Here is a 24,906-nt window from a genome sequence, read left to right on the forward strand (position 1 = left end):
CAGGCTCTTTCTTTTTGTCGTTCGCTTTTACGGGCATTATTTTTCCCAAAAAATAATGTTGGGTTTAGAACCTGGTACTAGGACGTGTTATAATAAGATTATATCGTAGCTTTCATCTTATGTATAAAGGGGAATGTACAATTTGACAGATCAACAGCAATGGCTTGCGCCTGAATATTACAATATGACTGCGGAAATGGAGCACCATGACGCTGGCAAAGCAGCAATCAAGTGGTTAAGCGACACAGGAGACTACGAGGAAATTACCTACGGGGAGCTGCTCAAAAAGGCTAATCGACTGGCAGGAGGACTCGCAGGGCTGGGATTTAACAAAGGAGACCGGGTTCTGGTCATAGTACCGCGTCGCATTATTGCGTATGTGATTTACCTGGCATGCTTAAAGCTGGGACTTGCCGTCATTCCTTCTTCCGAAATGCTGCGGGCCAAGGATATTGCCTATCGGCTTCGCCATTCGGAAGCACGCGGGGTGATTGCCTGGACCGGAGTAACTGGTGAGGTGAACAAAGTAGACGGGGATTTGCCTTCCCTGGATTACCGTATCGCGGTTTCCAGCGACGACACGGTAGCTGAACCCGGCTGGCTTGCGCTGAATGAGCTGATGGCAGGACAGGAAGATACCTTTGAAGCTGTGAAAACGCACCGGGATGACATGGCAATTCTGGCCTATACCTCCGGTACCACGGGAAATCCTAAAGGTGTCGTACATAGCCACGGCTGGGGGTATGCCCATCTTCGGATTACATCCCCTTGGCTGGATATCCAAGCCTCCGATACGGTATGGGCTACAGCTGCGCCAGGATGGCAAAAATGGATTTGGAGTCCGTTTTTATCCGTACTGGGTAATGGAGCGACTGGATTCGTATATCATGGTTCGTTTCGTCCGGGTCGATATTTACAGCTCATGCAGCAGTACGGAATTCAAGTGTTGTGCTGTACCCCGACGGAATACCGGATTATGGCGAAAGCAGACGGTCTGGATCAATATGATCTGTCCCAATTGCGCAGTGCGGTTTCTGCTGGAGAGCCTCTTAATCAGGAGGTCATTAACAAGTTTCAGGAGCAGTTCAACATTACGATTCGTGACGGCTACGGTCAGACGGAAAGCACTTTGATTATTGGTAATTTGAAGGACGCGCCATTGCGCACAGGTTCAATGGGTAAATCTATTGCGCCGGGACTGGTTGAGATCGTAGACGAGGACGGTGTTCCGTTGACTCCGGGTCAGGTGGGAGATATTGCAGTACGTGCTGATCTGCCGGCATTATTCCATACGTATTATCTTGACCCAGAGCGCAAAGGATTCAGCATCCATGGAGACTATTTTGTTACAGGAGATCGGGCGCGCAAGGACGAGGATGGATATTTTTGGTTCGAAGGACGCGGTGACGATATCATTATCAGCTCTGGTTATACCATCGGTCCCTTCGAAGTGGAGGAAGCGCTCATGAAGCATGACTCCGTTCAGGAGTGTGCTGTCGTAGCCAGTCCTGACGAAATCCGTGGGCATGTCGTAAAAGCTTACGTTGTGCTCAAAGCCGGAATAGAAGAATCTCCAGAGTTGGTGAAGGAACTGCAACATCATGTGAAAGCATGGACAGCACCTTACAAATATCCACGAAAAATAGAGTTTATTCAGGAGCTTCCCAAAACCAGCTCGGGTAAGATAAGAAGAGTAGAGCTGCGTGAACTGGAGAAGCAGTCTGTACTGTAATTGTAGATTGTAAATATCATGAAAAGCGGAACAGGAGCGTGGGAAAATGAGTTCATTTGAAGCATTGCTGGAGCAATATGCAGAGCTGGTTGTAAAAGTAGGTGTCAACATCCAGCCCGGACAGGTGTTTTTGGTCACTGCACCACTGGAAACTGTCGAATTTACGCGGCTGATTGTTAACAAAGCCTATGAAGCAGGAGCCAAATATGTGCAGGTGGAGTTCGAGGACGATCAGATTACGCGCAGCCGTTTTGAGCATGGTGACGAAGCCAGCTTTGATTACTATCCAGCTTGGAAGGCAGAAATGATGGAGAAATTCGCCGAAGAGGGTGGAGCCACGCTAATGATTAAGGTGCCGAATCCGGATTTATATCAAGGTATTGATCCGCAACATGTTTCTCGTGCGACAAAGGCGGCGGCTACGGCGAGAGAAGGCTATGCTCACTATACGCGGAATGCTAAGATTAGCTGGTGTTTGATTAAAGCACCGACGAAGGCTTGGGCCGATAAAGTATTTGCCGATGTAGCAGAGAAGGACCGCATTCGAGTCATGTGGGATACAATCTTCCAAATGAATCGTGTAGACGGCTCTGATCCTATTCAGAATTGGCAGGGCCATCTAAATAATCTCGAACAGCTACAAAATAAGCTGAATCATAAAAACTATAAAAGTCTACACTATCGCGCACCCGGAACAGATTTGAGAATCGAACTGGCCGAAAGACACATTTGGCGCGGCGGCGGCGGTGAAAACGCCCAAGGAATTTATACCGTGGCAAATATGCCGACAGAAGAAGTGTTCACAATGCCTAAACGTACAGGTGTGAATGGTTATGTTACCAGCACGATGCCGTTAAATTTGAACGGACAGTTGGTGGATCGCATTACATTTACCTTTAAGGATGGCAAAGTCACCAAATATACAGCGGAATCCGGTGAGCAGCATTTGACGAATTTGTTGGCTACGGATGAAGGGGCCAGCTATTTGGGTGAAGTTGCGCTGGTGCCGCACGATTCACCGATTTCCAATCTCAATCGCATCTTTTACAACACAGGGATTGATGAAAATGCCTCCTGTCACTTGGCGCTCGGCAGTGCGTATCCGTTTAACCTCGAAAAAGGAACACAAATGAACCGGGAAGAGCTGCTTCGGAACGGTGCCAATGTCAGCCTGACCCATGTTGACTTTATGATTGGCTCCGCTGAACTGGATATTGACGGCGAGCTGCAAGACGGAAGTACAGAGGCCGTGTTCCGTCATGGTAACTGGGCGATTTAAAACCTTTTCTCAATCTCAATGCATAGCAACCCGCAAGCGATCTTATTCGTTTGCGGGTTTTTGTATATGCTAAATATCAAACTGCGCTTGTATTGCGAAATATAAAGTGCTAAACTGAGTTCAAACATAAATTAAAACGGTGTTTTAAATTATGTTTAACTTATAGAATTCTGGTCTATTCAATTCCCTCTGATTGGACCAAGTAAGAGGAGGAGAAGTATGAATCACGTAGACAAAAAACAGCAAACCAAAGAAAAAATATTACACGCTGCGCTTGAATTCATTAAAAAGGAAGGCTTCGAGGCGGTTACAATCAGGAAAATTGCCGATCTGTCGACCACCAATATTTCTTTGGTTAATTATTATTTTGGCTCTAAGGAAAATCTGCTCAGTGAAGCCATTGAGGTCATATTAAGTGGCTTTCAGCACACCTTTTCTATTTTGGACAATACATCGATCCCACCCCAAGATCGGCTGAAACAATTTTTGTTTGATTACTTGCAGGTCATTCGCCAATACCCGGAACTTCTCTCCCGAATCATTGTCATGGGCAGCACGCCCTTTACCTCCCAACAGGAATACGGAAGGTTTTTAAACATGATGGGATTCCCCAAAGTGCAAAGTACGATCAAGGAGCTGACAGGTGAGCAACGGCCAGAGCGATTGTTAGCGATGATGCTGCAAATATTTGGGGCTATTTTTCTTCCCGCATTGATGAGCCCGATTCTTGAATCCGGAGCGGGTGTGGAAATGCCTTCAATCGAGGAGCAATTAAACCTGTTGTTTGATAGATATTTTGATAAATAATAAATGACTGGAGTGAATACTATGAATCTTCTGAGAAAATACTGGCAGGACGCAGGGGCTATCATCGGTGTGATCGTATGTATTGGTTTACTTATGAACAGAACCATTTTTTCCGATATAACAGGAATTTTATGGTTGAGCTTTGTAGCCATCCTTTTTCATCAATTTGAGGAGTATCGCTGGCCTGGATATTTTGCCGGTTTGTTTAACAACGTCATGTTTAAAAGTGAAACCCCGGATCGCTATCCTTTAAACACTCAATCAGCCATGATTATTAATGTTGTGATTGCTTATGTGTTTTATTTACTCCCGATATTATTTCCACACGTGATATGGCTTGGACTCGCACCTGTTTTTATGGGTTTCTTCCAGGTAGTCTGGCACGGCATTGTGGTGAATATAAAAGCAAAAACCTTATATAATCCTGGCTTGTTTACGGCAGTACTCGTGCATGTTCCGGTCGGAATCTGGTACATTCACGATATTGTGAAGTACAATGCACCGACCCTAACAGACTGGATTTGGGGGACGATCTACTTTGCTTTTGCTGTATATATCTTCATCATAAAAGGGAATATGTGGTTGAAAAACAGCAATTCTCCCTATCCTTTTTCTAAGCAACAGTTAGGATCGTATTATCGAAAATAGTGTATGTTGGATGATCTTCAATGTCCTTGTTTACAAGTTGGAAACAAGTAGAGGTATTCTGGAAATGTGGTTCGGTTACACTTGGTTTGTACCTCATTGAAACAAGGAAAGAGTGATCTCATGATGAAACATTCACATCCACATCAACCAAAAAAGCTTCCCTATAAGCTAGTCACAGCTACCGCTTTGATGGCTATAAGTTTCGCTGCCATCACCGGATGCGGCAATAGCGGAGAAACAAAATCAACTGCTCCAATTACGGAAGGCGCGGTTGCACCATCTACCGATTCTTCGGCTCAGAAAACGGACAATAATAGTAAGAGTGCAGATGCGAACAAGCAAGGTTCGGACGCAGACCAGCAAAGTCTGAGTCCAGCAGATTCCAAAGATACCGGAAAGGTGTCTGAGCAAGGCTCAACCTCGGCCCATCAGTCATCTGCTAGCAGTAGGGCGCCATCTAATGTGCTAACTAATAACAAACACAGTTTCCCAGCAACCATACTCAGCGCAGCCAAGCAGGGGACACTTCCGAATTTGCCCAAAGGTCTTGGTTTGGGAACGGGTAGCGATCTTTTGTTCGAGCTATGGGGAAAATCCGAGTCAGGCTCAACCGGCCATCTACGGAGCTACACCAAGCACCATACGGATATCGTACTGGATGGAAGTGATAAAGTTACAGAAATCACATCATCCGATCCATCTTATACAAAACTGCTCATCAACCAAGTCGTTAAGGAACTGGGTAAGCCGACCGAAACGAATGATACATCCAAAGACGTACCCGGTACAGCAGAAGCCAGTTATATGATCAAAAAAGCTTCCGCGCTGGATCAGTATCTAGTATTTTCTTATCAGACAAAAACACAAAAGGTCAACTATGTCAGATTGTATTTTAACTCCATGACTCCATAAATCTGAGACACAATAAAAGAGTCGCTTCCGTAACCATCCCGGAGGCGACTTATTTTTTCTAAGCGATTACTATTGCATTTTCGCGCAGTGTTGTTTATATTGGATCTAGTGATTGATTAATCACTAATGTGAATCTGTGTTGAACAAAAGGATGGAGATTTCATGACCAAAGCTACGTCAACATCAATAAATCGCCAAAAGGAAATCATATCCGCCGCCATTGAAGTATTTGCAGAGATGGGCTACTATCGTGCAACCACAGCCAAAGTGGCTGAACGGGCCAACATTTCTCAGCCTTATGTTTTCCGTTTTTTCGCTACCAAGGAAGCTTTGCTGATTGAAGCGCTGAAGGTTTCATTTGCACGTATCATCGACTCTTTTCACCGAGTTATTCATTCGGTTTTGTCTGAACGGCTAGAGCAGAAGCTTATTGCAGCATATTCGCAAATTATGGTGGAATACCGCAATGAGATTCTTTTGCAAATGCAGGCGCAGACCATCCACGAGGATGTGGTTGTGAACGTGATGCAGCAGGGATTTCGTGAAATTCATGCGACGGTGTATGATGCTTTCCGCCAAGCAGGTATTGAACAAGCATTGGAAAGAACGATGCTTTTTCTAGCAAGAGGTATGCTTTGTAATATCTCAATGTCCCTGGATCTGCCGGAGCTAATGAAAATAGACGATTAAGTTCGTTTATTTTCATGTTTTGTAATTGATCAATCAATAATAAAATTTATTCCATCACATTTTATTATTGATTGATCACTAAACAATTAATTTATTTAAGGAGTGTTCACAATGAAAAAAGCAATCGTATTAGGTGCAACCGGAGGAACTGGGGCGGCAATTCTACAAGAACTTCTCAACAGAGGCATTGAAACCATCGCCTTCGGACGTTCTTCCAACAAGCTCCAGCAATTACAAGTGTCATTAGGTAAGCCAAAGCATCTGTCTGTTTATAAAGGTGATGTATTCGATGCGAATCAGGTCAGTGACGCAGTTAAGGATGCAGATGTCATTTTTCAATGTGCAGCTGTTCCATACCACGAAATGGAGACCCGTCAGCTTCCTTTAGGAGAATCCGTTATGGAGGCAGCCAACCGTTTAGGGAAGAAAATAGTCATCGTTGACGGAATTTATCCGTACGGCAAGGCATTGACCCCTTTAGTGAATGAGGAACATCCCAAAAACCCGCATACCCGCAAGGGAAAGGTCAAGCTGGATTTTGAAAATCTTATATTCAGTTCCCGCTGGGATCATGCACGGCCTATGATTACAAGATTGCCTGATTATTACGGACCTACCGCGAACAAGTCCTCTTATTTAGGATTAACGATGGAGGCTGTGGCTTCTGGAAAACCGGCTATTTTCATAGGAGGATTAAATGTCCCACGCGAATATGTGTATCTGCCCGATGCGGCAGTAATGATCGTGGAATTAGCCAGCCGGGAAGAAGCATACGGTCAAAATTGGAACATACCGGGCGCGGGTGTGATTTCCGGCAAAAAGCTTGTTCAGATTGCACAAAAAGCAAGTGGTAAAATTAAACCTGTCTTTCCACTGCGAAAAACCGCACTCCGTCTGATCGGATTATTTAATCCGGTGATTCGTGAAATCGTAGAGATGCTATATCTGACCCAAACACCTGTAGTGCTGGATGGCAGCAAATACGAGCGTGTTGTAGGCCCTATACCCAAGACACCTTTTGAAACAGGCATAACGGATACCATACTGGCATTGAAGAAACGTCAATAATATCTATGATGAGAGGCTATATCAAGTGTACTCATTCGTGCGCCTGTGAGTACCAACTGCTAAATTAGGTTGACAAGGAGTGTACGCTTCGTTATCATTATACCCATAGGGGTATATGTATAATGAAGATTTTAGATTACATGCCCCTCAAAAAATAAGCGGAGGTATGTACAATGTCATCAACTAATATCCAAGCAGATCAAATTCTGGATTGTAAAGGACTTGCTTGCCCCATGCCCATTGTCAAAACGAAAAAAGCCATGAATGAGCTCAATGCCGGGCAGGTTATTGAAATTCAGGCCACGGACAAAGGCTCATTAGCCGATTTACAGAGCTGGGCCCAAAACACCGGACATCAATATTTAGGTACTCTTCAATCGGGAGATGTCATGCAGCATTATTTACGTAAATCCCATCCTGATGAAACGAGGGGAGAACAGACCTTTCCATGGACGATAAGCCACGAAGAATTGCAGACGAAACTATCCGCAAACGAGAAAATAACGTTGCTGGATGTCCGTGAACCCGCGGAATTTGCTTTCAAACGTATCCCTGGCTCAAAATCCATTCCTCTCGGAGAACTGGAAAGTAGACTCGGTGAGCTAAATGTAGATGGAGAGATCGTAGTGATTTGCCGTACTGGAATCCGTAGTGATCTGGCCTGCCAGCAATTAGCAGCCAAAGGCGCCCAAAACGTCAAAAATGTGCTTTTAGGCATATCCGCATGGACAGGTGCGACTGAGGGGAGCAAAACCATATGACTACGACAACAGGAATCAACGCCATGACAGCGCAGGAATTGACTAAAATCATTTTAAATAAAGAACATCTCTTTATTGTAGATGTCCGTAACGAAAGTGATTTTAACAATTGGAAGGTGGAGGGCGAACAGATTGAGATTATCAACCTTCCGTATTTCGATTTGCTGGATGGCGTTGACCATGTACTGGAGCAAATTCCGGATAATGAACCAGTACTAGTCATCTGCGCCAAGGAAGGGTCTTCTATATTTGTCGCAGAACAGTTGGTTGCAGCCGGTCGGACCCAACTATTTTACCTTCAAGGAGGGATGAAAAGCTGGAGTGAATATTTGGCGCCTGTCAAAGTTGCTGAACTACAGAATGGCGGAGAACTATTTCAATTCGTTCGAATCGGCAAAGGCTGTCTTTCCTACATGATCATTTCCGAAGGAGAAGCGGCTGTCGTAGATACACTGCGGATGACGGATATTTACGAACAATTTGCCCGCGAAAAAGGAGCCCTAATCACACATACAATAGACACTCATCTACATGCAGATCATATCTCGGGAGGCAAAAAGCTGGCGGAGAGCGTAGGGGCAACCTATTGGCTGCCCTCCAAAGACGCTGAAGAGCTGACCTTTGATTATGCCAAGCTGGAAGATGGTCATGCCATTACGGTTGGTAACACAACGATTAACATCCAGCCGATTTACTCTCCTGGTCACACCTTCGGCAGCACATCCCTTATTGTGGATCAACAATATCTGCTGACCGGAGACATTTTGTTCATTCAATCCATTGGCCGTCCAGATTTGGCGGGGAAAGCGGAGGATTGGGTTGGCGACCTGCACACCACACTTTATACCCGTTACAAGGATTTGCCGGAGGATTTGATCGTACTTCCTGCGCATTTTGGCAGCATCACGGAGCTGGGTAAAGGGGGTAAAGTTTCGGCACGATTAGCAGACATTTACCAGACGAATCCGGGTTTAAGCCTGCAAAGTGAGACTGAATTCAGGAATAGAGTGACTGCTAACTTACCAGAACACCCTAATGCCTATCAAGAAATTCGGCAGACCAATATGGGAAAAATTACACCCACGGAAGAAGAACAGCGAGACATGGAAATGGGACCTAACCGCTGTGCCATACATGACCACTAAAGTGGGTGCATGATGGATATTCTCCTGTATGGAGTCATGGTGCTTCTGGGTCTGATCGGATCATTCTTTTCCGGTTTGCTGGGTATAGGCGGAGCCATTATCAATTACCCGTTATTGCTTTTTGTCCCGGCTGGCTTGGGTGTAGCGCATTTTTCAGCGCAAGAAGTGTCCACGATTAGCATGTTTCAGGTCTTCTTTGCCTCATTAGCGGGAGTATTGGCCTTTCGCAATAGAAAAAACAAGCCTTCCCTTGTGCATAAGGGACTTGTCTTGTATATGGGCACAAGCATTATGCTTGGAAGTCTGATCGGCGGAATGGTATCTCATTTTCTGGACGAACAAGTGATCAATATTATTTATGGGGTGCTGGCGATGATCGCCGTCGTGCTGATGCTTATACCTAATAAAGGGAAACCCGAGCAATCCACAAGCGAAATTACGTTTAACAAATGGATCGCGATGGGGTCCGCCTTTTTGGTCGGTATCATATCAGGCGTCGTAGGTGCAGGAGGGGCATTCATTTTAATTCCTATTATGTTAACCGTGCTCAAGATTCCTACCCGAACGACCATTGTATCCTCACTCGCTATTGTGTTCATTTCTGCCATTGGCGGTGTGATTGGCAAAATATCAACGGGCCATATTCCGATTATCGTAACTGCTTTTACGGTATTGGGGAGTTTGATCGGCGCACCTCTGGGCTCCAAATGGAGTGCGAAAATCAATCCAGTTATTTTGCGATACTGTTTAGTGGTATTGATCCTTCTTACTACCGTTAAAATTTGGAGTTCCATATTAAGATTTTAAATAACAAAGTTGCAGTGAAAAAGGAGCTTTCAGGATGAATCAGGAATATACTCAGCAAAAAACTACCATCGTATTATTCAGCGGGGAGCTGGATAAGGCTATCGCTGCATTTATTATCGCAAATGGCGCGGCAGCTTACGACCATGAAGTGACCATCTTCTTTACGTTTTGGGGGCTAAACACGTTGCGTAAGGAGGAACTCGTACGCACAAATAAGGGGCTACTCGAAAAAGCCTTTGGCTGGATCATGCCGCGTGGACCCCAAAAGCTGGCATTGTCCAAAATGAATTTTGCAGGACTCGGCCCGCAGATGATCAAGCATGTCATGAAAAAGCATAATGCGCTTTCTCTTCCGCAGCTTATCGAGCTGGCGCAAGAGCAGGGAATCAAGCTGGTAGCTTGTACCATGACCATGGATCTGCTAGGGCTGCAACAGGAAGAACTGATGGACGGTTTGGAATATGCCGGAGTAGCTGCCTACTTGGGGGATGCTACGCAGGGCAAGGTAAATCTATTCATTTAGGGTGTCCTAATTATTTTTTTGGTTTATAATATACCTATACATGTATATGATTAAATCAAAAAGGAGTCTATACCTTATGGATTACAATTATAGTGATGAACTGAAAACACGCCTGAGAAGAATTGAGGGTCAGGTGCGTGGGGTGCTTCGTTTAATGGATGAAGGACAGTCCTGCAAGGACGTAGTAAGCCAGTTATCTGCCGTACGCAACGCATCCGATAAGGCAATTGCCCAAATCGTGGCAGAGAATCTGCAACGTTGTATATTGGAAGAGCAAGAAGCTGGTGGAGATACAGATAAACTTGTTAAGGAAGCGATTCAGCTTCTCGTAAAAAGCCGTTAAGGAGGTCATTTTATATGTCTTTTAAAGTTGAAAAAGAAATTACTCCTCAGCAGCTCGCGGCCCGACTGAAACAAAATGAGGAAATTGTCATTATAGATGTACGCGAACCTGCTGAATGGTCAGAAGGCCATATTGAAAGTGCCAAGCACATTCCCCTCGGTCAATTGCTGGAAAGACAACACGAGCTTGATCCAAAGCAAGAAACGATTATAGTATGCAGAAGCGGAAACCGCAGCGGGCTGGCATGTGAATTACTTGGCGAAAAAGGTTTTAATGCGGTTAATATGATCGGTGGCATGAATGAGTGGACAGATACAACGGTATAAGCATAAAATTTTTCTTAGGGCAATATTATTTCAAATAATTGTTGCCCTCTATACATAAGGAACGCTGAACATAAGTGCCTAAATTTTTGTTAAAATAAACAGGATTTCGAAAAGTTTCGTTCGTAACCCGAATACCAAAACCCCCATTTCCATTGGATATGATTTCATTTAAATGAATGCTGGATTGTTGAACATCCGTTTCCAGATCCATGTCTTTATGGCAATTACCTGTTGATTTTTGTAAGACGAACCCGTAACATTAGAAAAAAATATAACGGGAGCCTGTGGAAGCAAGCTGAGAGTATGACTAAGCCGTCGTAGACCGTGTGAACCTGTTGGATAATGCCAGCGTAGGGATAACTGTATACATATGTATAAGCCAACAGTCTTTCACAGGTTCCTGAAGAAAGAGGGTTGGTTTTTTGTGTTAGATAAAAAGGCTTTATTGCTACAAAATATGCGGGATACGAATCCGCTCATTCACAATATAACTAATGTGGTCGTCACCAATTTTACGGCAAACGGACTGCTCGCGCTCGGCGCTTCACCAGTTATGGCATACGCCAAAGAGGAAGTCGCAGATATGGCCCGTATTGCGGGGGCGCTTGTACTTAACATCGGGACGTTAAATGAGGAACTTGTAGAATCCATGATTGTGGCTGGTTTATCGGCTAATGAGCATGGGGTACCCGTGCTGTTAGATCCCGTGGGTGCGGGGGCGACTCCATTCCGCACAGCCTCCGCTCTCCGTATTCTAGATCGGGTCAAGGTGGATATTGTTCGCGGTAACGCTGCTGAAGTTGCACAAATCATTGGCGAAGACATGCAGATTAAAGGTGTCGATGCTGGAGAAACAGGTGATTTGAATATTCCACAACTTGCAGTCAAAACAGCCCATCAACTGAATACGATTGTTGCAATCACCGGCAAAGAAGACGTCATTACCGACGGCCGTATAGGATGGATCATTGAAAACGGCCATGGCATGCTTACCAAAGTTACGGGAGCTGGTTGCCTATTAACTTCGGTGCTGGGCGCTTTCGCTGCTGTCGAAAACGACAGGCTTACTGCTGGTATGGTAGCACTTGCCGTATATGGCGTTGCTGCTGAAATGGCAGCGGAACGAAAAGGTGCAGAAGGACCAGGAAGCTTTCAGATCGAGCTGCTTAATATGCTGTTCGCTGTAACGCCGGACGATGTGCGCCAGTACGGTAGGGTGCGCCCGCTAGAATTACAGGGCGGAAAACCCTCAGTCAGTTAACACCGCTCGATTTTTTAACGTCATTGGTTTTAAGTGAAATTGTGGGAAATACACTATACGACGATAAGGTGAGCATTGGGCAACTTTTGTTTGCTTTGATACTGTGGTGCGCGCTGTCCTACTTTTTTGAAAAGGCACCGACCCATTTTGTAAGATTTGGATATATGGCGGAGGGCCGGACTGTACTGCTCATCGAGCCAAACGAAGCGAGGGCCGCAATCAGCAGCAATTGCCGGACCAGGGGCAGGACGATATGCCGCATCCGGTCGAAAATGCTGGCGCCTTGAATCGCTGCCGCCCGCAGCATTGTACCCGACAGATTGCCAAAAGCCCCAAGCTGCACCCTAACCGCATATGGAATTGCTCCGGCAATACCGGCAATGACCAGTAGGGAAGGGGTGCCGTACACAGATGAAAATATACCCGATCCCCAGGACTACGCCGGGTACCGCCAGCGATACAATCTATGTTTTATTGAAGGAGAGGAAGCCTGTGAATTTGCAGCAATTAAAGGTGTTTGTTCTCGCAGTTGAACTGCAGAAGCTGTATCTGGTAGCGCAAAAACTGGAGGTGACGCAGCCTACCGTTACTTTTCATCTGAATAAATTACAGGAGGATATTGGCGTTTCACTGTTTCATACGAAATCTTATCATGTCATTAAGCTGACTGAAGCGGGGAAAGCCTTCTATCATTATGCTTCGCAGATCAATGCCTTGTCCTTGGAGGCCGAATCGCTGATGGACATGCACCGGGGAACGGGAGCAGGCAAACTGCAGTGGAGTAGCCTAAACATTTCCGCTAGATATTCCGATAACTATTAAATGGACATATACTGCTTATGTAGCGATTTACAAGGCTGGATTACAGCAGTAGGTTTTTGAAAGCTTGCTTACCGGTTAGACAAATACATACTGTTATCAAGGAGAGCATAGATCATGAATAAGAAACGTTTGCGCCAATGGATGGCTCCGTTCGCAACGGCTACATTGATTTTGAATACGGGATATAGCATCTGCGGAGGAACCGATGCAGTGGCGAGTGCGTTGCCGACTGAAGGGCATAATTCGAATCTGACAGGCTTGAATATAGCACAGCCACATACGAAATTAGCATCAGTTCAAGGGCGCCATGTGCCAGTTACTTCAGGCACAAAAGTGACTTCGTTTACAAAAAATAGTAATCAAACACCCTATATTAACAAAATGATAAAAGCGATGGCGAGCCAAACCGCTGCTCTAAGTATTGCACCAGCAGAGGTGAGCAATCTGACAGCGGTTCCGCTAGATACAACAAAGGTGAATTTGTCTTGGACCAATCCGTCAGACATCAATTTTGACCATGTAAAGGTGGTCAATGTCAGTACCGATGTGTATGTCAATAACATTAACAGTAACTCTTATACGATGAGCGGATTACAGCCAGATACGACATATACCTTTCGAGTGAAGACGGTGGATAAAAGTGGAAATGAATCTCAAGGTACTACAGTACAGACCAAAACTGCTTCCATTAATGTTCCTGTAGATAAGACACCTCCAGGAGAGGTAAGCGGGCTGACAGCGACGAATGTGGGTTACAACGCTTTTACTGTGAATTATATATTGCCGAAGGATACTGACCTGAGCCAAGCCATTATCTATTTAAATGACAAAGAGGTGCAGCGAACTACAGGGACGTCCTATACGTTCAGTGGATTGATTGCTTCGACAAACTATAAAGTAACAGTTAAGACAGTGGACAAATCCGGCAACATATCTGGAGGGGTCAGTATTCCGGTTACGACTACAGCGCTCACCGTCGATACAGTGCCAGAAGTAACAGGAGCTTCAGTGACATCAGTTAATAACTATAGCGTTACGGTTTCCTGGACGAGGCCCAGCGGAATTAATACGGTCAGTCTGTATAAAGACGGACAGCTGGTAACCGATTCAACGGGAACATCCTATACATTCAACAATCTTTCGGCAAGCCAGACATACACGTTTATGATCAGATCCAAGCGAAGCACAGGTGTATTGTCCTCCGGTGTGAGGCTGACTGCCACAACGAACAGCACGTCCTCCAATTCGTCGGAAGTATCCAATCTTGAAGTAGATAGCAAGAGTGATACCTGGATCAAAATTACTTACGATATGCCGAGTCAGGCTGAAAAAGTAAAAATATATGTTGACGGTAATTATAGGGGTACTACATCCTCTGAATCCTATAAAATTACTGATTTACGTGAAGGACGCTGGTATGAGATTAAGGTTACAACTGTAAATAGCAGTGGAAGGGAATCCAGCGGTGTAAGGATCTCAGAACGTGCAGATAGTTATAGTTATTCCTCGTCGTCATCTAGTTCATCTAACTATGAGAAAGCAAGAGATTTGATGCGAATTGCGGAAAACAGTCTGAATGCTTCTGATTGGCGCTCTGCCAGAGACGCAATCAGTGACCTGCCGAGCGGGACACGTAAAAGCGATCTTCTGGATCGTCTAGAAGCTATTCGCAATAGAGCGGTTGGTACCGGTAGTTCATCGACCGGGACAAGCTCAGCTACATCGAATTCCAGCACAGCGTCTTCATATTCTAACAATGCGTTTTCCTCATATTCAACTTCATTTACCCTGACACCAGGAGCTACATCAGCTTATGTCGATGGTCGTACTACGACGATGGCTCAGGCACCACGAATAATAAATGGGGTAACGATGGTCCCGCTGCGCTTTATCGGTGAACGTGTGGGCTACCAAGTGAACTATGATAAAGGGACTAAAAAGATTATCATGAATCGCCTTACAGATGGCAAACAAGTGGTGCTTCAAGTCAAGAATTCGACTCTTGCAGTGTACGAGTTAAACAACTCTCGGAATTACTCGACGAACATCACAGCTCCGGTTATTATTAACGGGCACACACTGGTTCCATTACGAGTCATTAGCGAGCTTTCGGGCTATCAGGTGAACTATAACGCTGTATCCAAACAAATCACGATTACAAAATAACTGCTTCTGTAAAAACAATTTCATAGTAAATCATTTGGAACACAGCTTGTCGAGAAACCCGGTCATTTCCATGACCTAGGGTTTCTCCTTTTTTGTATGAAAGCCCGGATTTACACGAGTTCTTTTTGAAGATAAGCATCAATTTTTGCAAGGGCTTCTTCTGTACCGCCAGATTGCTGGAAGCTATCATTTATTTTTTGTATGCCTTTTTTATACGCTGCGTTCGATATCACTTCATGTACGGCCTCTCTTAACGAATGTGCATTGATATGCTCTTTGGTTATTCGATAGCCAGCTTGAAGTTCCGTTAACCGCTGCGCGACCATCGGCTGATCCTTGTCCTGTGGCAGCACGACCAAGGGAACATTGAAGTGAATCCCTTCATTCACGCTGTTCATTCCACCATGAGTAATAAATACATCTGCATGACGTAATACCTCCAATTGGGGAACATAAGGAGAAATAATAAAGTGCTCAGGGGCCGGATTGATCTTCGTAAAGTCAGCCTTCTCGCCAGCTGCAATCACAACCATGCCTTCAAAATCGGAAAAAGCTTCAATACAGGTGTTAAAAAAGTCTTCAACATGATCCAAAACCGTTCCCATCGAAATATACAGAACCTTGTTATTTTGTAATACATCCAAAGGAAAAGAATATTCCCCTTTGCGCTCAGGGAAGCTCGGACCAATAAAAAGGTTCTCCTCACCAAAACGGTCACCGTCCGGTTGGAAATATCGGCTGGTATATACCACATTCAGTTCCCCAGAATTGTTCATAAATTGAAACATATCCTCAGGAGCAGCCCCGAATCTTTCTTTCATGAGATGCAGTGAAGTCGTGGCATGTTCATCAAGTTGAAATGGCGCTTTTGCGTCAGAGCTAAAAAGATTGCTGGCCATCCGATTCTTTGAAATTAAAAAGGATGGTGATGAAGCAATGCCTGGGATATTCAAATAATCTCTAACTAACTCACCAGCTCCAAATCTATCATAGAATACAAAGTCAAAATCAATATTTTCAGATAACCTCTGAGTAACTGCCAATATGTCCATCGAAGTCTGAATATGAATCTTCAAAAATGCGTTCAATCCGGCTGGAGATGCAGTGTCGATGTAAGCAGTCCTGATCAGATCGGGGTGCAGGTGAACCGTTGCTCCAACTGCTTGAAGTCTGTCCTTGTATTTCTCAGTTGTAATGTAATGTACCTGGTCTCCCCGTGCTGCAAAGGCTTGCGTAATCCCAATCGTAGGGTTCACATGTCCTTCTGCCGGAAAGTTAACCATTAATATGTGTAGCATTCATCATCACTCCTTTATGCATCGTTAGAGACCGCAGCTCTCACTGAATCTCTCTATCTATAATAACAATAATATTTATATTTTCAAATGATATCCTTTCAATATCTTTTCAATACCCTCTTAAGGTCTCTCAGCATACCGTAAGAAGCCAGCTATGTATCAATAGAGTATACTCTATTGATAGAAGTCTAGTAGACTGATAAAATCGCAGTTTGGAGTGTCTCATAAAGTGGAATAACACAGTTGATGGGTTATACTAAAAATCGGAAATAGATTGTGAAGAATTAAACCTAAACTAACTACTCTAAGGAATGATATCCTTATTTTTAGAGTAGATCGAATTGAAAGTCTAATACTAACTCCTTTACATGCGTTAGAGCGTGAGGAGCTACTAGAAGAAGGTGGATCAGGCATTGTATCTGGCCAAGAGCAGGGGAAGGAACAGGACTATGGTCGCTGAAGATTAAAACGATTCCTCAAATCGCTTTCAACCAGTAATATGGACGGATAATAGTTTTGGGTGGCTGGTAAATATCAACTCAATGGGTGAACTCGGGCAATCTCGTTATCGATGCAACGAGTACTTTCTTCATCTCTGCGTTAGTCCAGAACAACGACAAGTGCCATTGAGCCTGGTTGACATTCGTTAATGCTTTCACTTATACTGTCTGTAATCTTATATACGATATACGTTGAAAGAGCCCAGTAGTTGCTTCATCCCTGTTCCAGAAAGCCGGGGGGAGATGAGACCCGGTACACATGAAGCGAGCGAATTACACTCTGGAGTATCCTGGCTAATCCCGGGCGGACGTTGCGAACGTTAACTCGCTATCGAGTGGTATCCAGGACACGTCAAGCCAGTCTATGCTTCCTGTGCCGGATACAATCAGGGTGGTAACACGGTTATATAATCGTCCCTATGTCTACTAATAGACGTGGGGACGATTTTTTTGTCTTTCAACAAATGCTGTGAGTTGTGCACGGCTCGCGGTAGTAGTTCTCCATGGCTGTTGACCAAAATTGGCCAGCTGTCCGAGAATAAGGACTCGATATAAGGCACGCGACAAATTGAAGGAGTGGAATAAATCATGAACATTATTGATGAACTTGAATGGCGCGATGCCATTAACCAACAGACGGATAAAGAGGGGCTTCGGGCCTTGTCGAACGAGAAGTCTGTCTCCGTATACTGTGGGGTAGACCCAACAGGCGACAGCATGCATATTGGACACTTGATTCCGTTCATGGTGCTTAAGCGCTTCCAGCTTGCCGGGCATCGTCCGGTCATTCTGATCGGCGGAGCAACAGGTACAATTGGTGATCCGAGTGGCCGTCAGACCGAGCGCTCCCTTCAAACTCTGGAACAAATTCAGGCTAACGTCGATGCGCTCACAGCGCAGATGAAGAAGCTGTTCATTACGGAGGGCGACAACCAGATTCGTATGGTGAACAACTATGACTGGACGCAACAGATCAATGTGATTGAGTTCCTGCGGGATTACGGCAAGAACTTCAGCATCAATACGATGCTTGCGAAGGATGTCGTTGCAAGCCGACTGGATAGCGGCATTTCCTTCACGGAATTCTCCTACCAGATTCTGCAATCGCTGGACTACCTGCATCTGTACCGGAATGAGGATGTGCAACTTCAGATTGGTGGCTCTGACCAATGGGGCAACATTACGAGTGGCCTGGATCTGATCCGCAAGAAGGAAGGGGCAGAAGCCAAGGCATTCGGTCTGACGATTCCGCTGATGCTGAAGTCCGACGGCACAAAATTTGGCAAGACCGCCGGAGGGGCGGTATGGCTCGATCCGAAGAAGACGACGCCATACGAGTTCTACCAGTTCTGGGCGAACACGGACGATCGGGATGTCGTGAAATACCTGAAGTACTTCACTTTCCTGTCGAAGGAGCAAATTGACGAGCTGGCCCAGAAGGTCGAGACCGAGCCGCATAAACGCGAAGCGCAAAAAATGCTCGCTGAGGAAATGACCCGCTTCGTACATAGCGAGGAGATGCTGGAGCAAGCGAAGCGGATTACGTCAGCTCTGTTCAGCGGCGATATCCAATCCCTGACGGCAGATGAAATTGAGCAGGGTTTCAAGGAAATGCCGACCTACGAGGCAACCAGGGACTCCAAAAATATCGTGGACTGGCTGGTAGATATGGGCATCGAGCCTTCCAAGCGGCAGGCGCGCGAGGATATCACCAAGGGAGCGATCTCTATTAATGGTGAGCGGATAAGCGATATTGCCCATGAGATAACAGCCGAGCAAGCGATTGGTGGCCGCTTTATTATCGTACGTAAAGGGAAGAAGAATTACAGCCTGGTAAAGCTGGCGTAGCTATAGCAAACAGTTGCAGTAGCCATTCCATCAGATAGCCAAGCAGATTCATCGCCCTGACAGGCGACATCGCTGCGGCTCCGTTGTTTGGGCCCTTTTGCAGCTGATCTGGGTAAATGAACCTCAAATCAGCCGCGAAGGGGCTGTTTTTGCTGTATATCCAAGCGTCTGCTCATTGTAGCTTCGAACCAAATCACGTAGCTGCCTCATCAGGCAGATGAGCTTCTTTGGGTCTCTTAATGGTGCAGTTCTCAGCGTGAATCAATCAGAGTTTTTTTGTCATTTTTCGCTAGATATAAAATACAAGAATCAAAGCGGAGAGAAGTCCGAAAATAATAGGCGAATACAGATACATGAACTTGATTGTGCTCAGGGCCGCAGTTGACTGTTGTTCCTGAGTTCCAATATAGCCAACCAGGCACAGAGGGACAATCATGATCCAGTACTTATTGCGGAGCAGAGCAGGGATTGAACGCTTCAGTGGTATTTTTTTTGTGTTACCACCGGTTTTACACGTTCTTTGGTTGTTTTGAATGTAATCAGGTACATGAACGGTGCTAGACAGCCAAAAATCAGGAATGTAAAGAACCAGCCTGACTTGCCGCCACCAAAAGCATTCACGAGTGGCATCGTGGCATAAGAGATCAACGCAGCCCCTGCCATAGCCAGCGTCATTCGGAAGATGTTGAGTAGGGACGAGCACTCCAATGACAGCTCCTTCAATTGATTGAAACAATAACTTATGTACAAAATACTATATAATATTAATTTCTAAGATTTGTTGACGAAGCTATGAAACTACTGTATTTTCATATAGTGTTACACATCATATGTGGACATCCGTTTCATGGGAACGGAAGTGTCCTTTTTTTGTGTAGAAGATAGGTGGAGGTAGTGGAGGAAATGGCTTCATTTTTTCATGCATATTGTCCTGAAGGAGTGAACAGCAAATACCGTCTCATTGTTTTTGACGATAAGAAGGAGGCGTTCATTCCTCTTACAGTGTTTTATCACGATCAGTTCAACAGGATCAGTGAGAGTTCCGTAATCGCTTATTTAAATACCTTAGAGCCATTCTTTTATTGGTTAAAGTACAAAAGCTACTACAAGGCCAGAAAGGTCTGTTGGGATGATGAGCCAGAGGCTGTTAAGGAAGCGGTAAGGCAATATTTAATAGAACAGATGCATTGTAAGATTCGTGGTAGAGATAGGCATGAAGGCGTGTACTTAACGAGTAAAAGCTCCAAAACTGTTCAACTGTTTCTGTCCGCTATTAAAGGTTTTTATAAGACCATGATTCGCTTAAAGAAGTATACACAGGCCAATCCACTTATCGATATAGAATATAAAGATAGTGTTTCTGAGCAACCAGGGGAAAGGGGGAACAGACCAAGGATGCCCAAAGCGGCAGGTACCGAGGAACCGCTATCTTTCAGAAAACAAACGGATTCTTATTTTAAGATCATCAATGAAGAATGGCTTACTCCTTGAAGCAAAGAAGATGAAGATCGCAAAAAATAGAGCTAAAAACGAACTTAAGGAGATCCAACTGATAGAGAAATCTCAAAGGGATGAGACATATGCGCCGGAAATCCGTATCTCAAACAAATGAGCTGGAATGGCTTCAAGCATCATACGACAAGAGAAAGAACCGTTCAGTCGAACTTGGTGTAAAGGCGATTGATGCGCTAATTAAAGAAGGTAAATCTGTTTCGTACCGAACTGTTTCGGACAAGTCAAAAGCAATTGATCCAGATGGAATAGGTATCCACCAAAATACAATCCGTAAGAACCCAGAACTTCATAACCATTTCCTAAAGCACAGTACTACTAAAGCTTATAGGCCTCGAAAAAGGTCATATAAGCCCTTAGACGATGATCTGGATGCATTTAAGCACATAAAAGAAGATCGCGACATAGATCGAGTCAGACAGCGTTATATGCAGCTAACTAAGCCAGAATTGGTTGATTTGCTAATTCGGATGGAACAGTATATTGCATATCAGAATCAGTATTGGCTGAAAAGTGAATTTGAAAAGTATATGAATGAGTAAACCTAACTTTGGTTTGTTAAATCAAACGGTACTGCCCCGCAATCAATCGGCAGCCTTGTTGTGCAGCGACACAAAACAGCTTAAATAAAATGATCGAAAACAGTATATCTTTAAATGTAATTAAGCAGACTTATGCCGTTTTTGTGAGACACAAGTCTGCTTAATTAATGACCACGTCGAAACAAATATGCTCAGCTTTCATAATTTTTTGGTGAAAACTGTATGTTATTTGTGCGACCTCGGCGCAAAACGTTAAGGGATGAAGGGAGAAGACCTGTATGATTACGTCCTAGATTCATCCTTCGGCTCAACGGTCACATTCGTAAATCCGCTTTGCATTATTTCATCAACCATCGCATAGATATAGATTCCCTTCGGCTTACACTTGCAGCACTTGTGACTAATCCTTTTCGTGGAATATGGACAGGTACTACCTTCCATTCCATTGTAAAGGATTTTTCTTTTTGTGCAGCACATAAACATAGAAAATTATGAAATTTCTGAGATCATTAATGCAACGCTAGTGATTATTAATCAACTTTCAAAATTTGCACTTCTCCTTCAGTGAATGTTTTATCGGCATAACCGTCACCCCATTGACAAAGCGCTCTTAGAATCGGTTCAAGCGATTGCCCAAGCTCTGTGGTCGAATATTCGACCTTCGGAGGGACCTGATTAAACATTTTTCTGCTTACAAGTCCATCAGCTTCCAATTCTCTAAGCGTTTGGATAAGCATTTTTTGAGTTATATTGTGTACAAGTCGCTTTAACTCACTCGTTCGTTTTGGACCATGTATCAAATAATATAAAACTAGCCCTTTCCATTTCCCCCCAATTACCTCCAATGTAACTTCAAGGTTACAATAATAAACTTTCATGTAGTAAACTCCTCCAGTGTCAATTATTACTTTTTAGTTACTATATAACAAAAAAGTGGGTACTTCTATTATTATTACTTTTGATACATAATATCATTTGTGGGATGTTATTAACAGTTTTTTTGAAAAAACGGCAGTCAAGAGATAATATACTTAGAACAAAAATTAACCTTACAAGGAGAGTCATAACATGGGAAAGTTTAATGGAAAAGTAGCGGTTGTAACAGGGGGTACTAGCGGCATCGGTCTTGCAACAGCGCAGAAGTTTGCAAAAGAAGGTGCACATGTTTTTATTACAGGACGCAGACAAAGTGAACTTGATTCAGCGGTGAAGCTGATTGGAGATAATGTAACTGGTATTCAAGGTGACGTTTCCAATCTGGCGGATTTAGACAGTCTGTTCGAAGCAGTGAAGCAAGAGAAAGGACATTTGGACATCCTCTTTGCAAATGCTGGGCTTGGGTCATTCCTTCCATTGGGTGAGATTACAGAAGAACATTATTACAAAACATTCGACGTTAACGTAAAAGGAACGATATTCACGGTTCAAAAGGCGTTGCCCTTGTTTCCGAACAATGTAGGTTCGATTATCATAACCGGGTCCACGGCTGGTTCCGTTGGTGACCCAGCGTTCAGTGTCTATGGCGCATCAAAGGCAGCAATAAGGCAGTTAATTCGCAACTGGATTCTTGATCTAAAAGGAACTGAAATTCGTGTAAACGTCGTTAGTCCTGGATTCGTTCATACACCGGCTTATAATTACTTATTTGGAGCCGAGGTCGAAAATGTCCTTGAACATGCCAAGACCGTAACTCCACTAGGCAGAGTGGGAACATCTGAAGAAATTGCAAATGCTGTAATGTTTCTTGCCTCTAATGAAAGCAACTATATAAATGGAATTGAATTGTTCGTGGATGGCGGAACTGCACAAGTTTAGTTCGGAGATATACCACGAAGATGAATTAATGGCGGGAAAGTCTAACTGTAATCTCTCTTTTGCTTCAATATTGTGGGGAGGATTAACTAATGAGCAATGTTATTGATCTTATGAAGAGACATCTCGAAATTTGGAGTAATACAAACCATGAAAGCCGAAGAAAGGCAATAGATGAAGTCTACTCCGAAAACTGCCGTGTCTACGACCCTTATTAACCAGAAGTAATTGTTGGAGACGCGACGAACTAATGACACTAATTGATGAGGTCCAGGGAAAATTTCTTCATTTTCGTTTTACCATTATGCCAGGTTCCTTAGAAGAACACCATGGTCAAGTAAAGTTTAGCTGGTATTTCGGACCTTCTGACAATCCACAAACAATCTCTGGTCAGGACTTCATAGTCATTGAGAATGGGTTAATCCAATCTTTAGTTGTCTTTATTGAAAAGTCAGAAGAATAACCAGTTATTTAACCGATGGATACAATATACAAAATGTATTGAATTTTCAAAGAAACAAAAACAGTGCTAATAAACTAAAGAAGAGGTGTATCAACTATGACAAACAATAATAATCAAATTATCCTTAACATACGATTCAAAGTAAAACCCGGTAAGAAAGAAGATTTTCGCAAGCAATTATTCTCACTGGCTGACATTATGTCAAATGAAACTAACTTTGTGAACGCCATTATTCATGATGACATGGATCAATCGGAAGACATCGTCATTTACGAGATATGGAAAGGCACACAAGAAAGCTGGCTGCAAGAAGAGTTTCCTAAGCCCTACCGCAAGGAGTATGAAGGAGTTCTCTCCGAATTGCTGAATGATAGAATGGTTAGCTGGTTAATCCCAGTTGCTGAATGGGGAAGCAACTTAACTGGAGCATCTAAAAAACAATCCTTAAAGTAGGTGACTACATGATTCAAATATTTCCAAGTTTGTGGTATTCGGATCATAATAATCAGCAAACGAGAAGCTCATGTTACTGATCAACCAACCGTGATTTGCATAGTATCGAGATGAAGCCAATTGGCTACCTTAAAAACGCGAGACAAAACTTGAAGTTTTGTCTCGCGTTTTAGTTTTAGTTGTAGTAAGTTGTATCGCTTATTAAAACAGTTTTGTGTCTGAATACCGCTGCATGAAGACATGCATCGAAACCAACTTATTATTTTGCATCTGCAAAAATGGGGAATATAATGTATGACACTAAATGAGAATCTATATAGCTCATGGCATTTAATTGTTTTATATACATATGTACAAAATACGAGTTTTGTGAATATATATTAAAAACGCAGTGAAACCGAGTTCAAAAACACGTGTCTCATGTGTCCAGTGACAACAAGTTTATCCCTTTGAAGAATTATCGGATTTGATCACGACCGAGGTGACTCATTTATTCGAGTTGACGACAATTCATTTCCCCTGTTGATCAGCAAGCAGAAAATGCATTCATTATCATACAAAACATGCTGAATTCTAAGCTCGATTCCCAGCTTTTCTTTTGCCCATTTGGTATGAACATTGCTATCCTGATCTTCTCCTGGTTTGAACTTAACATCCGGGCCCCAAGGTCGTAAATACGTAATCGTTACCGGTGGATCGTATTTACCGTTCTTAATCTCCAACTTGGCACGTGTAGTATTTGTGTCAGCCGGCTTGTGACCGCTATTGCTGCTGCACCCGCTCAACACGGCCGACATGGTCAACACACCTACCATCAGCAGGCTGCCGATTCGTCTTTTTTTACTTTCGTTCAATATTGTCTCCCCCAGTCTATGTAAAGTAGATTACAGCATTAATAATAATAAATGAATCAGGTAGCTGCCCATACTAACTTTACAACATTTGTTGCACTAATTTAGGATATTGGAAATTGGATATAAATGTTGGATTAGTGAATTTTTTTTACTGAATAGGCAAAAGCAGCCCTATAGGGCTGCCTCTTCTGCTGTAACCATACTAATTGCTCGTATATTTTACCCAGTCATATTCGGCGTACAACGGATTAACTCCGTTATACGGACCTAACCAGCTATCTACTCCGGTTCCATTCCATAAATTCATCATAATTTGGCCTGGCGTGCTCGGTAC

Annotated in this window: 27 protein-coding genes, 2 pseudogenes, 1 riboswitch and 1 other annotated feature; of the genes and pseudogenes, 23 read left to right on the forward strand and 6 right to left on the reverse strand. The window is 43.8% G+C overall.

Annotation, left to right across the window (positions count from 1 at the left end; genetic code table 11):
* The first annotated feature begins 142 nt into the window (after positions 1–142).
* From C1I60_RS18950 to C1I60_RS26355, 15 genes and pseudogenes are all read left to right on the forward strand, one after another.
* Positions 143–1,732 carry an acetate--CoA ligase gene (locus C1I60_RS18950; RefSeq protein WP_137063141.1) on the forward strand — a complete coding sequence of 530 codons (1,590 nt, stop codon included), beginning with the start codon at positions 143–145 and terminating at the stop codon, positions 1,730–1,732.
* A gap of 46 nt (positions 1,733–1,778) precedes the next feature.
* Entirely contained in the window at positions 1,779–3,011 is a 1,233-nt protein-coding gene (locus tag C1I60_RS18955) for an aminopeptidase (protein WP_137063142.1), read from the forward strand.
* 219 nt (positions 3,012–3,230) lie between these two features.
* Positions 3,231–3,818 (forward strand): TetR/AcrR family transcriptional regulator, encoded by a 588-nt coding sequence (locus C1I60_RS18960; protein ID WP_137063143.1) that lies wholly within the window; start codon positions 3,231–3,233, stop codon positions 3,816–3,818.
* A gap of 21 nt (positions 3,819–3,839) precedes the next feature.
* Positions 3,840–4,466: an HXXEE domain-containing protein gene (locus C1I60_RS18965; RefSeq protein ID WP_137063144.1), complete on the forward strand. Its 627-nt coding sequence runs from the start codon at positions 3,840–3,842 to the stop codon at positions 4,464–4,466.
* 120 nt (positions 4,467–4,586) lie between these two features.
* Positions 4,587–5,378, forward strand: a complete 792-nt coding sequence (locus tag C1I60_RS18970; RefSeq protein WP_137063145.1) for a DUF4309 domain-containing protein — start codon at positions 4,587–4,589, stop codon at positions 5,376–5,378.
* A 162-nt stretch (positions 5,379–5,540) separates the two neighbouring features.
* Positions 5,541–6,068 (forward strand): TetR/AcrR family transcriptional regulator, encoded by a 528-nt coding sequence (locus C1I60_RS18975; RefSeq protein ID WP_137063146.1) that lies wholly within the window; start codon positions 5,541–5,543, stop codon positions 6,066–6,068.
* Positions 6,069–6,179: 111 nt separating this feature from the next.
* A complete protein-coding gene (locus C1I60_RS18980; RefSeq protein WP_137063147.1) occupies positions 6,180–7,136 on the forward strand; it encodes an SDR family NAD(P)-dependent oxidoreductase in 957 nt (318 codons plus the stop codon).
* Positions 7,137–7,309: 173 nt separating this feature from the next.
* Positions 7,310–7,897: a sulfurtransferase TusA family protein gene (locus C1I60_RS18985; RefSeq protein WP_137063148.1), complete on the forward strand. Its 588-nt coding sequence runs from the start codon at positions 7,310–7,312 to the stop codon at positions 7,895–7,897.
* Positions 7,894–9,042 carry an MBL fold metallo-hydrolase gene (locus C1I60_RS18990; RefSeq protein ID WP_137063149.1) on the forward strand — a complete coding sequence of 383 codons (1,149 nt, stop codon included), beginning with the start codon at positions 7,894–7,896 and terminating at the stop codon, positions 9,040–9,042. Before C1I60_RS18985 ends, C1I60_RS18990 begins: the two co-directional genes overlap by 4 nt.
* 12 nt (positions 9,043–9,054) lie before the next feature.
* The gene (locus C1I60_RS18995; RefSeq protein WP_137063848.1) at positions 9,055–9,849 is read left to right on the forward strand and encodes a sulfite exporter TauE/SafE family protein; all 795 of its coding nucleotides are present in this window, start codon (positions 9,055–9,057) and stop codon (positions 9,847–9,849) included.
* Positions 9,850–9,883: 34 nt separating this feature from the next.
* The gene (locus C1I60_RS19000) at positions 9,884–10,372 is read left to right on the forward strand and encodes a DsrE/DsrF/DrsH-like family protein (protein WP_137063150.1); all 489 of its coding nucleotides are present in this window, start codon (positions 9,884–9,886) and stop codon (positions 10,370–10,372) included.
* 76 nt (positions 10,373–10,448) lie between these two features.
* A complete protein-coding gene (locus C1I60_RS19005) occupies positions 10,449–10,715 on the forward strand; it encodes a metal-sensitive transcriptional regulator (protein WP_044645886.1) in 267 nt (88 codons plus the stop codon).
* A gap of 14 nt (positions 10,716–10,729) precedes the next feature.
* The gene (locus C1I60_RS19010) at positions 10,730–11,041 is read left to right on the forward strand and encodes a rhodanese-like domain-containing protein (RefSeq protein WP_137063151.1); all 312 of its coding nucleotides are present in this window, start codon (positions 10,730–10,732) and stop codon (positions 11,039–11,041) included.
* A 264-nt stretch (positions 11,042–11,305) separates the two neighbouring features.
* Positions 11,306–11,415, forward strand: a riboswitch (TPP riboswitch).
* Positions 11,416–11,498: 83 nt separating this feature from the next.
* Positions 11,499–12,302 (forward strand): hydroxyethylthiazole kinase, encoded by an 804-nt coding sequence (thiM, locus tag C1I60_RS19015; protein ID WP_252361843.1) that lies wholly within the window; start codon positions 11,499–11,501, stop codon positions 12,300–12,302.
* A gap of 23 nt (positions 12,303–12,325) precedes the next feature.
* Positions 12,326–12,373: pseudogene (locus tag C1I60_RS26355) on the forward strand (hypothetical protein); the annotation flags it as partial.
* Between the two features lie 47 nt (positions 12,374–12,420).
* Here the strand turns inward: C1I60_RS26355 and C1I60_RS19025 are convergent.
* Complete coding sequence (locus tag C1I60_RS19025; protein WP_252361781.1) at positions 12,421–12,711, reverse strand: hypothetical protein; 291 nt, start codon at positions 12,709–12,711, stop codon at positions 12,421–12,423.
* 83 nt (positions 12,712–12,794) lie between these two features.
* Between C1I60_RS19025 and C1I60_RS19030 the strand changes: the two genes are divergently transcribed.
* Positions 12,795–13,124, forward strand: a complete 330-nt coding sequence (locus C1I60_RS19030) for a LysR family transcriptional regulator (protein ID WP_252361782.1) — start codon at positions 12,795–12,797, stop codon at positions 13,122–13,124.
* A 114-nt stretch (positions 13,125–13,238) separates the two neighbouring features.
* Positions 13,239–15,290, forward strand: coding sequence for a fibronectin type III domain-containing protein (locus tag C1I60_RS19035; protein WP_137063153.1), 2,052 nt, complete (start codon positions 13,239–13,241; stop codon positions 15,288–15,290).
* A gap of 110 nt (positions 15,291–15,400) precedes the next feature.
* On the opposite strand, the gene C1I60_RS19040 is transcribed toward C1I60_RS19035, so the two are convergent.
* Positions 15,401–16,588, reverse strand: coding sequence for a macrolide family glycosyltransferase (locus tag C1I60_RS19040; protein WP_137063154.1), 1,188 nt, complete (start codon positions 16,586–16,588; stop codon positions 15,401–15,403).
* Positions 16,589–17,271: 683 nt separating this feature from the next.
* Positions 17,272–17,510: a binding site (T-box leader), on the forward strand.
* A 166-nt stretch (positions 17,511–17,676) separates the two neighbouring features.
* Here C1I60_RS19040 and tyrS point away from each other — a divergent pair.
* A complete protein-coding gene (tyrS, locus tag C1I60_RS19045; protein ID WP_137063155.1) occupies positions 17,677–18,936 on the forward strand; it encodes a tyrosine--tRNA ligase in 1,260 nt (419 codons plus the stop codon).
* A gap of 477 nt (positions 18,937–19,413) precedes the next feature.
* On the opposite strand, the gene C1I60_RS25820 is transcribed toward tyrS, so the two are convergent.
* Entirely contained in the window at positions 19,414–19,686 is a 273-nt protein-coding gene (locus tag C1I60_RS25820) for an MFS transporter (RefSeq protein ID WP_434784409.1), read from the reverse strand.
* A 144-nt stretch (positions 19,687–19,830) separates the two neighbouring features.
* On the opposite strand from C1I60_RS25820, the gene C1I60_RS19055 reads away from it, so the two are divergent.
* Positions 19,831–20,427 (forward strand): site-specific integrase, encoded by a 597-nt coding sequence (locus C1I60_RS19055; RefSeq protein WP_252361784.1) that lies wholly within the window; start codon positions 19,831–19,833, stop codon positions 20,425–20,427.
* 89 nt (positions 20,428–20,516) lie between these two features.
* A complete protein-coding gene (locus tag C1I60_RS19060) occupies positions 20,517–20,990 on the forward strand; it encodes a hypothetical protein (protein ID WP_137063156.1) in 474 nt (157 codons plus the stop codon).
* 530 nt (positions 20,991–21,520) lie between these two features.
* On the opposite strand, the gene C1I60_RS19065 is transcribed toward C1I60_RS19060, so the two are convergent.
* The gene (locus C1I60_RS19065) at positions 21,521–21,868 is read right to left on the reverse strand and encodes a winged helix-turn-helix transcriptional regulator (RefSeq protein WP_137063157.1); all 348 of its coding nucleotides are present in this window, start codon (positions 21,866–21,868) and stop codon (positions 21,521–21,523) included.
* A gap of 190 nt (positions 21,869–22,058) precedes the next feature.
* On the opposite strand from C1I60_RS19065, the gene C1I60_RS19070 reads away from it, so the two are divergent.
* The 3 genes from C1I60_RS19070 to C1I60_RS19080 all read left to right on the forward strand — a co-directional run bounded on the left by C1I60_RS19070 (position 22,059) and on the right by C1I60_RS19080 (position 23,718).
* Positions 22,059–22,805: an SDR family NAD(P)-dependent oxidoreductase gene (locus C1I60_RS19070; RefSeq protein WP_137063158.1), complete on the forward strand. Its 747-nt coding sequence runs from the start codon at positions 22,059–22,061 to the stop codon at positions 22,803–22,805.
* Between the two features lie 247 nt (positions 22,806–23,052).
* Positions 23,053–23,265: a hypothetical protein gene (locus tag C1I60_RS19075; protein ID WP_137063159.1), complete on the forward strand. Its 213-nt coding sequence runs from the start codon at positions 23,053–23,055 to the stop codon at positions 23,263–23,265.
* A 96-nt stretch (positions 23,266–23,361) separates the two neighbouring features.
* Entirely contained in the window at positions 23,362–23,718 is a 357-nt protein-coding gene (locus C1I60_RS19080) for an antibiotic biosynthesis monooxygenase family protein (protein ID WP_137063160.1), read from the forward strand.
* A gap of 470 nt (positions 23,719–24,188) precedes the next feature.
* Here C1I60_RS19080 and C1I60_RS19090 read toward each other — a convergent pair whose 3' ends face one another.
* Both C1I60_RS19090 and C1I60_RS19095 read right to left on the reverse strand, forming a co-directional pair.
* Positions 24,189–24,572, reverse strand: coding sequence for a hypothetical protein (locus C1I60_RS19090; protein ID WP_212734489.1), 384 nt, complete (start codon positions 24,570–24,572; stop codon positions 24,189–24,191).
* 202 nt (positions 24,573–24,774) lie between these two features.
* Positions 24,775–24,906, reverse strand: a pseudogene (locus tag C1I60_RS19095) (beta-glucanase); the annotation flags it as partial.

It is taken from the genome of Paenibacillus terrae, from assembly GCF_005217525.1.
Classification (GTDB): Bacteria; Bacillota; Bacilli; order Paenibacillales; family Paenibacillaceae; genus Paenibacillus; species Paenibacillus terrae_C.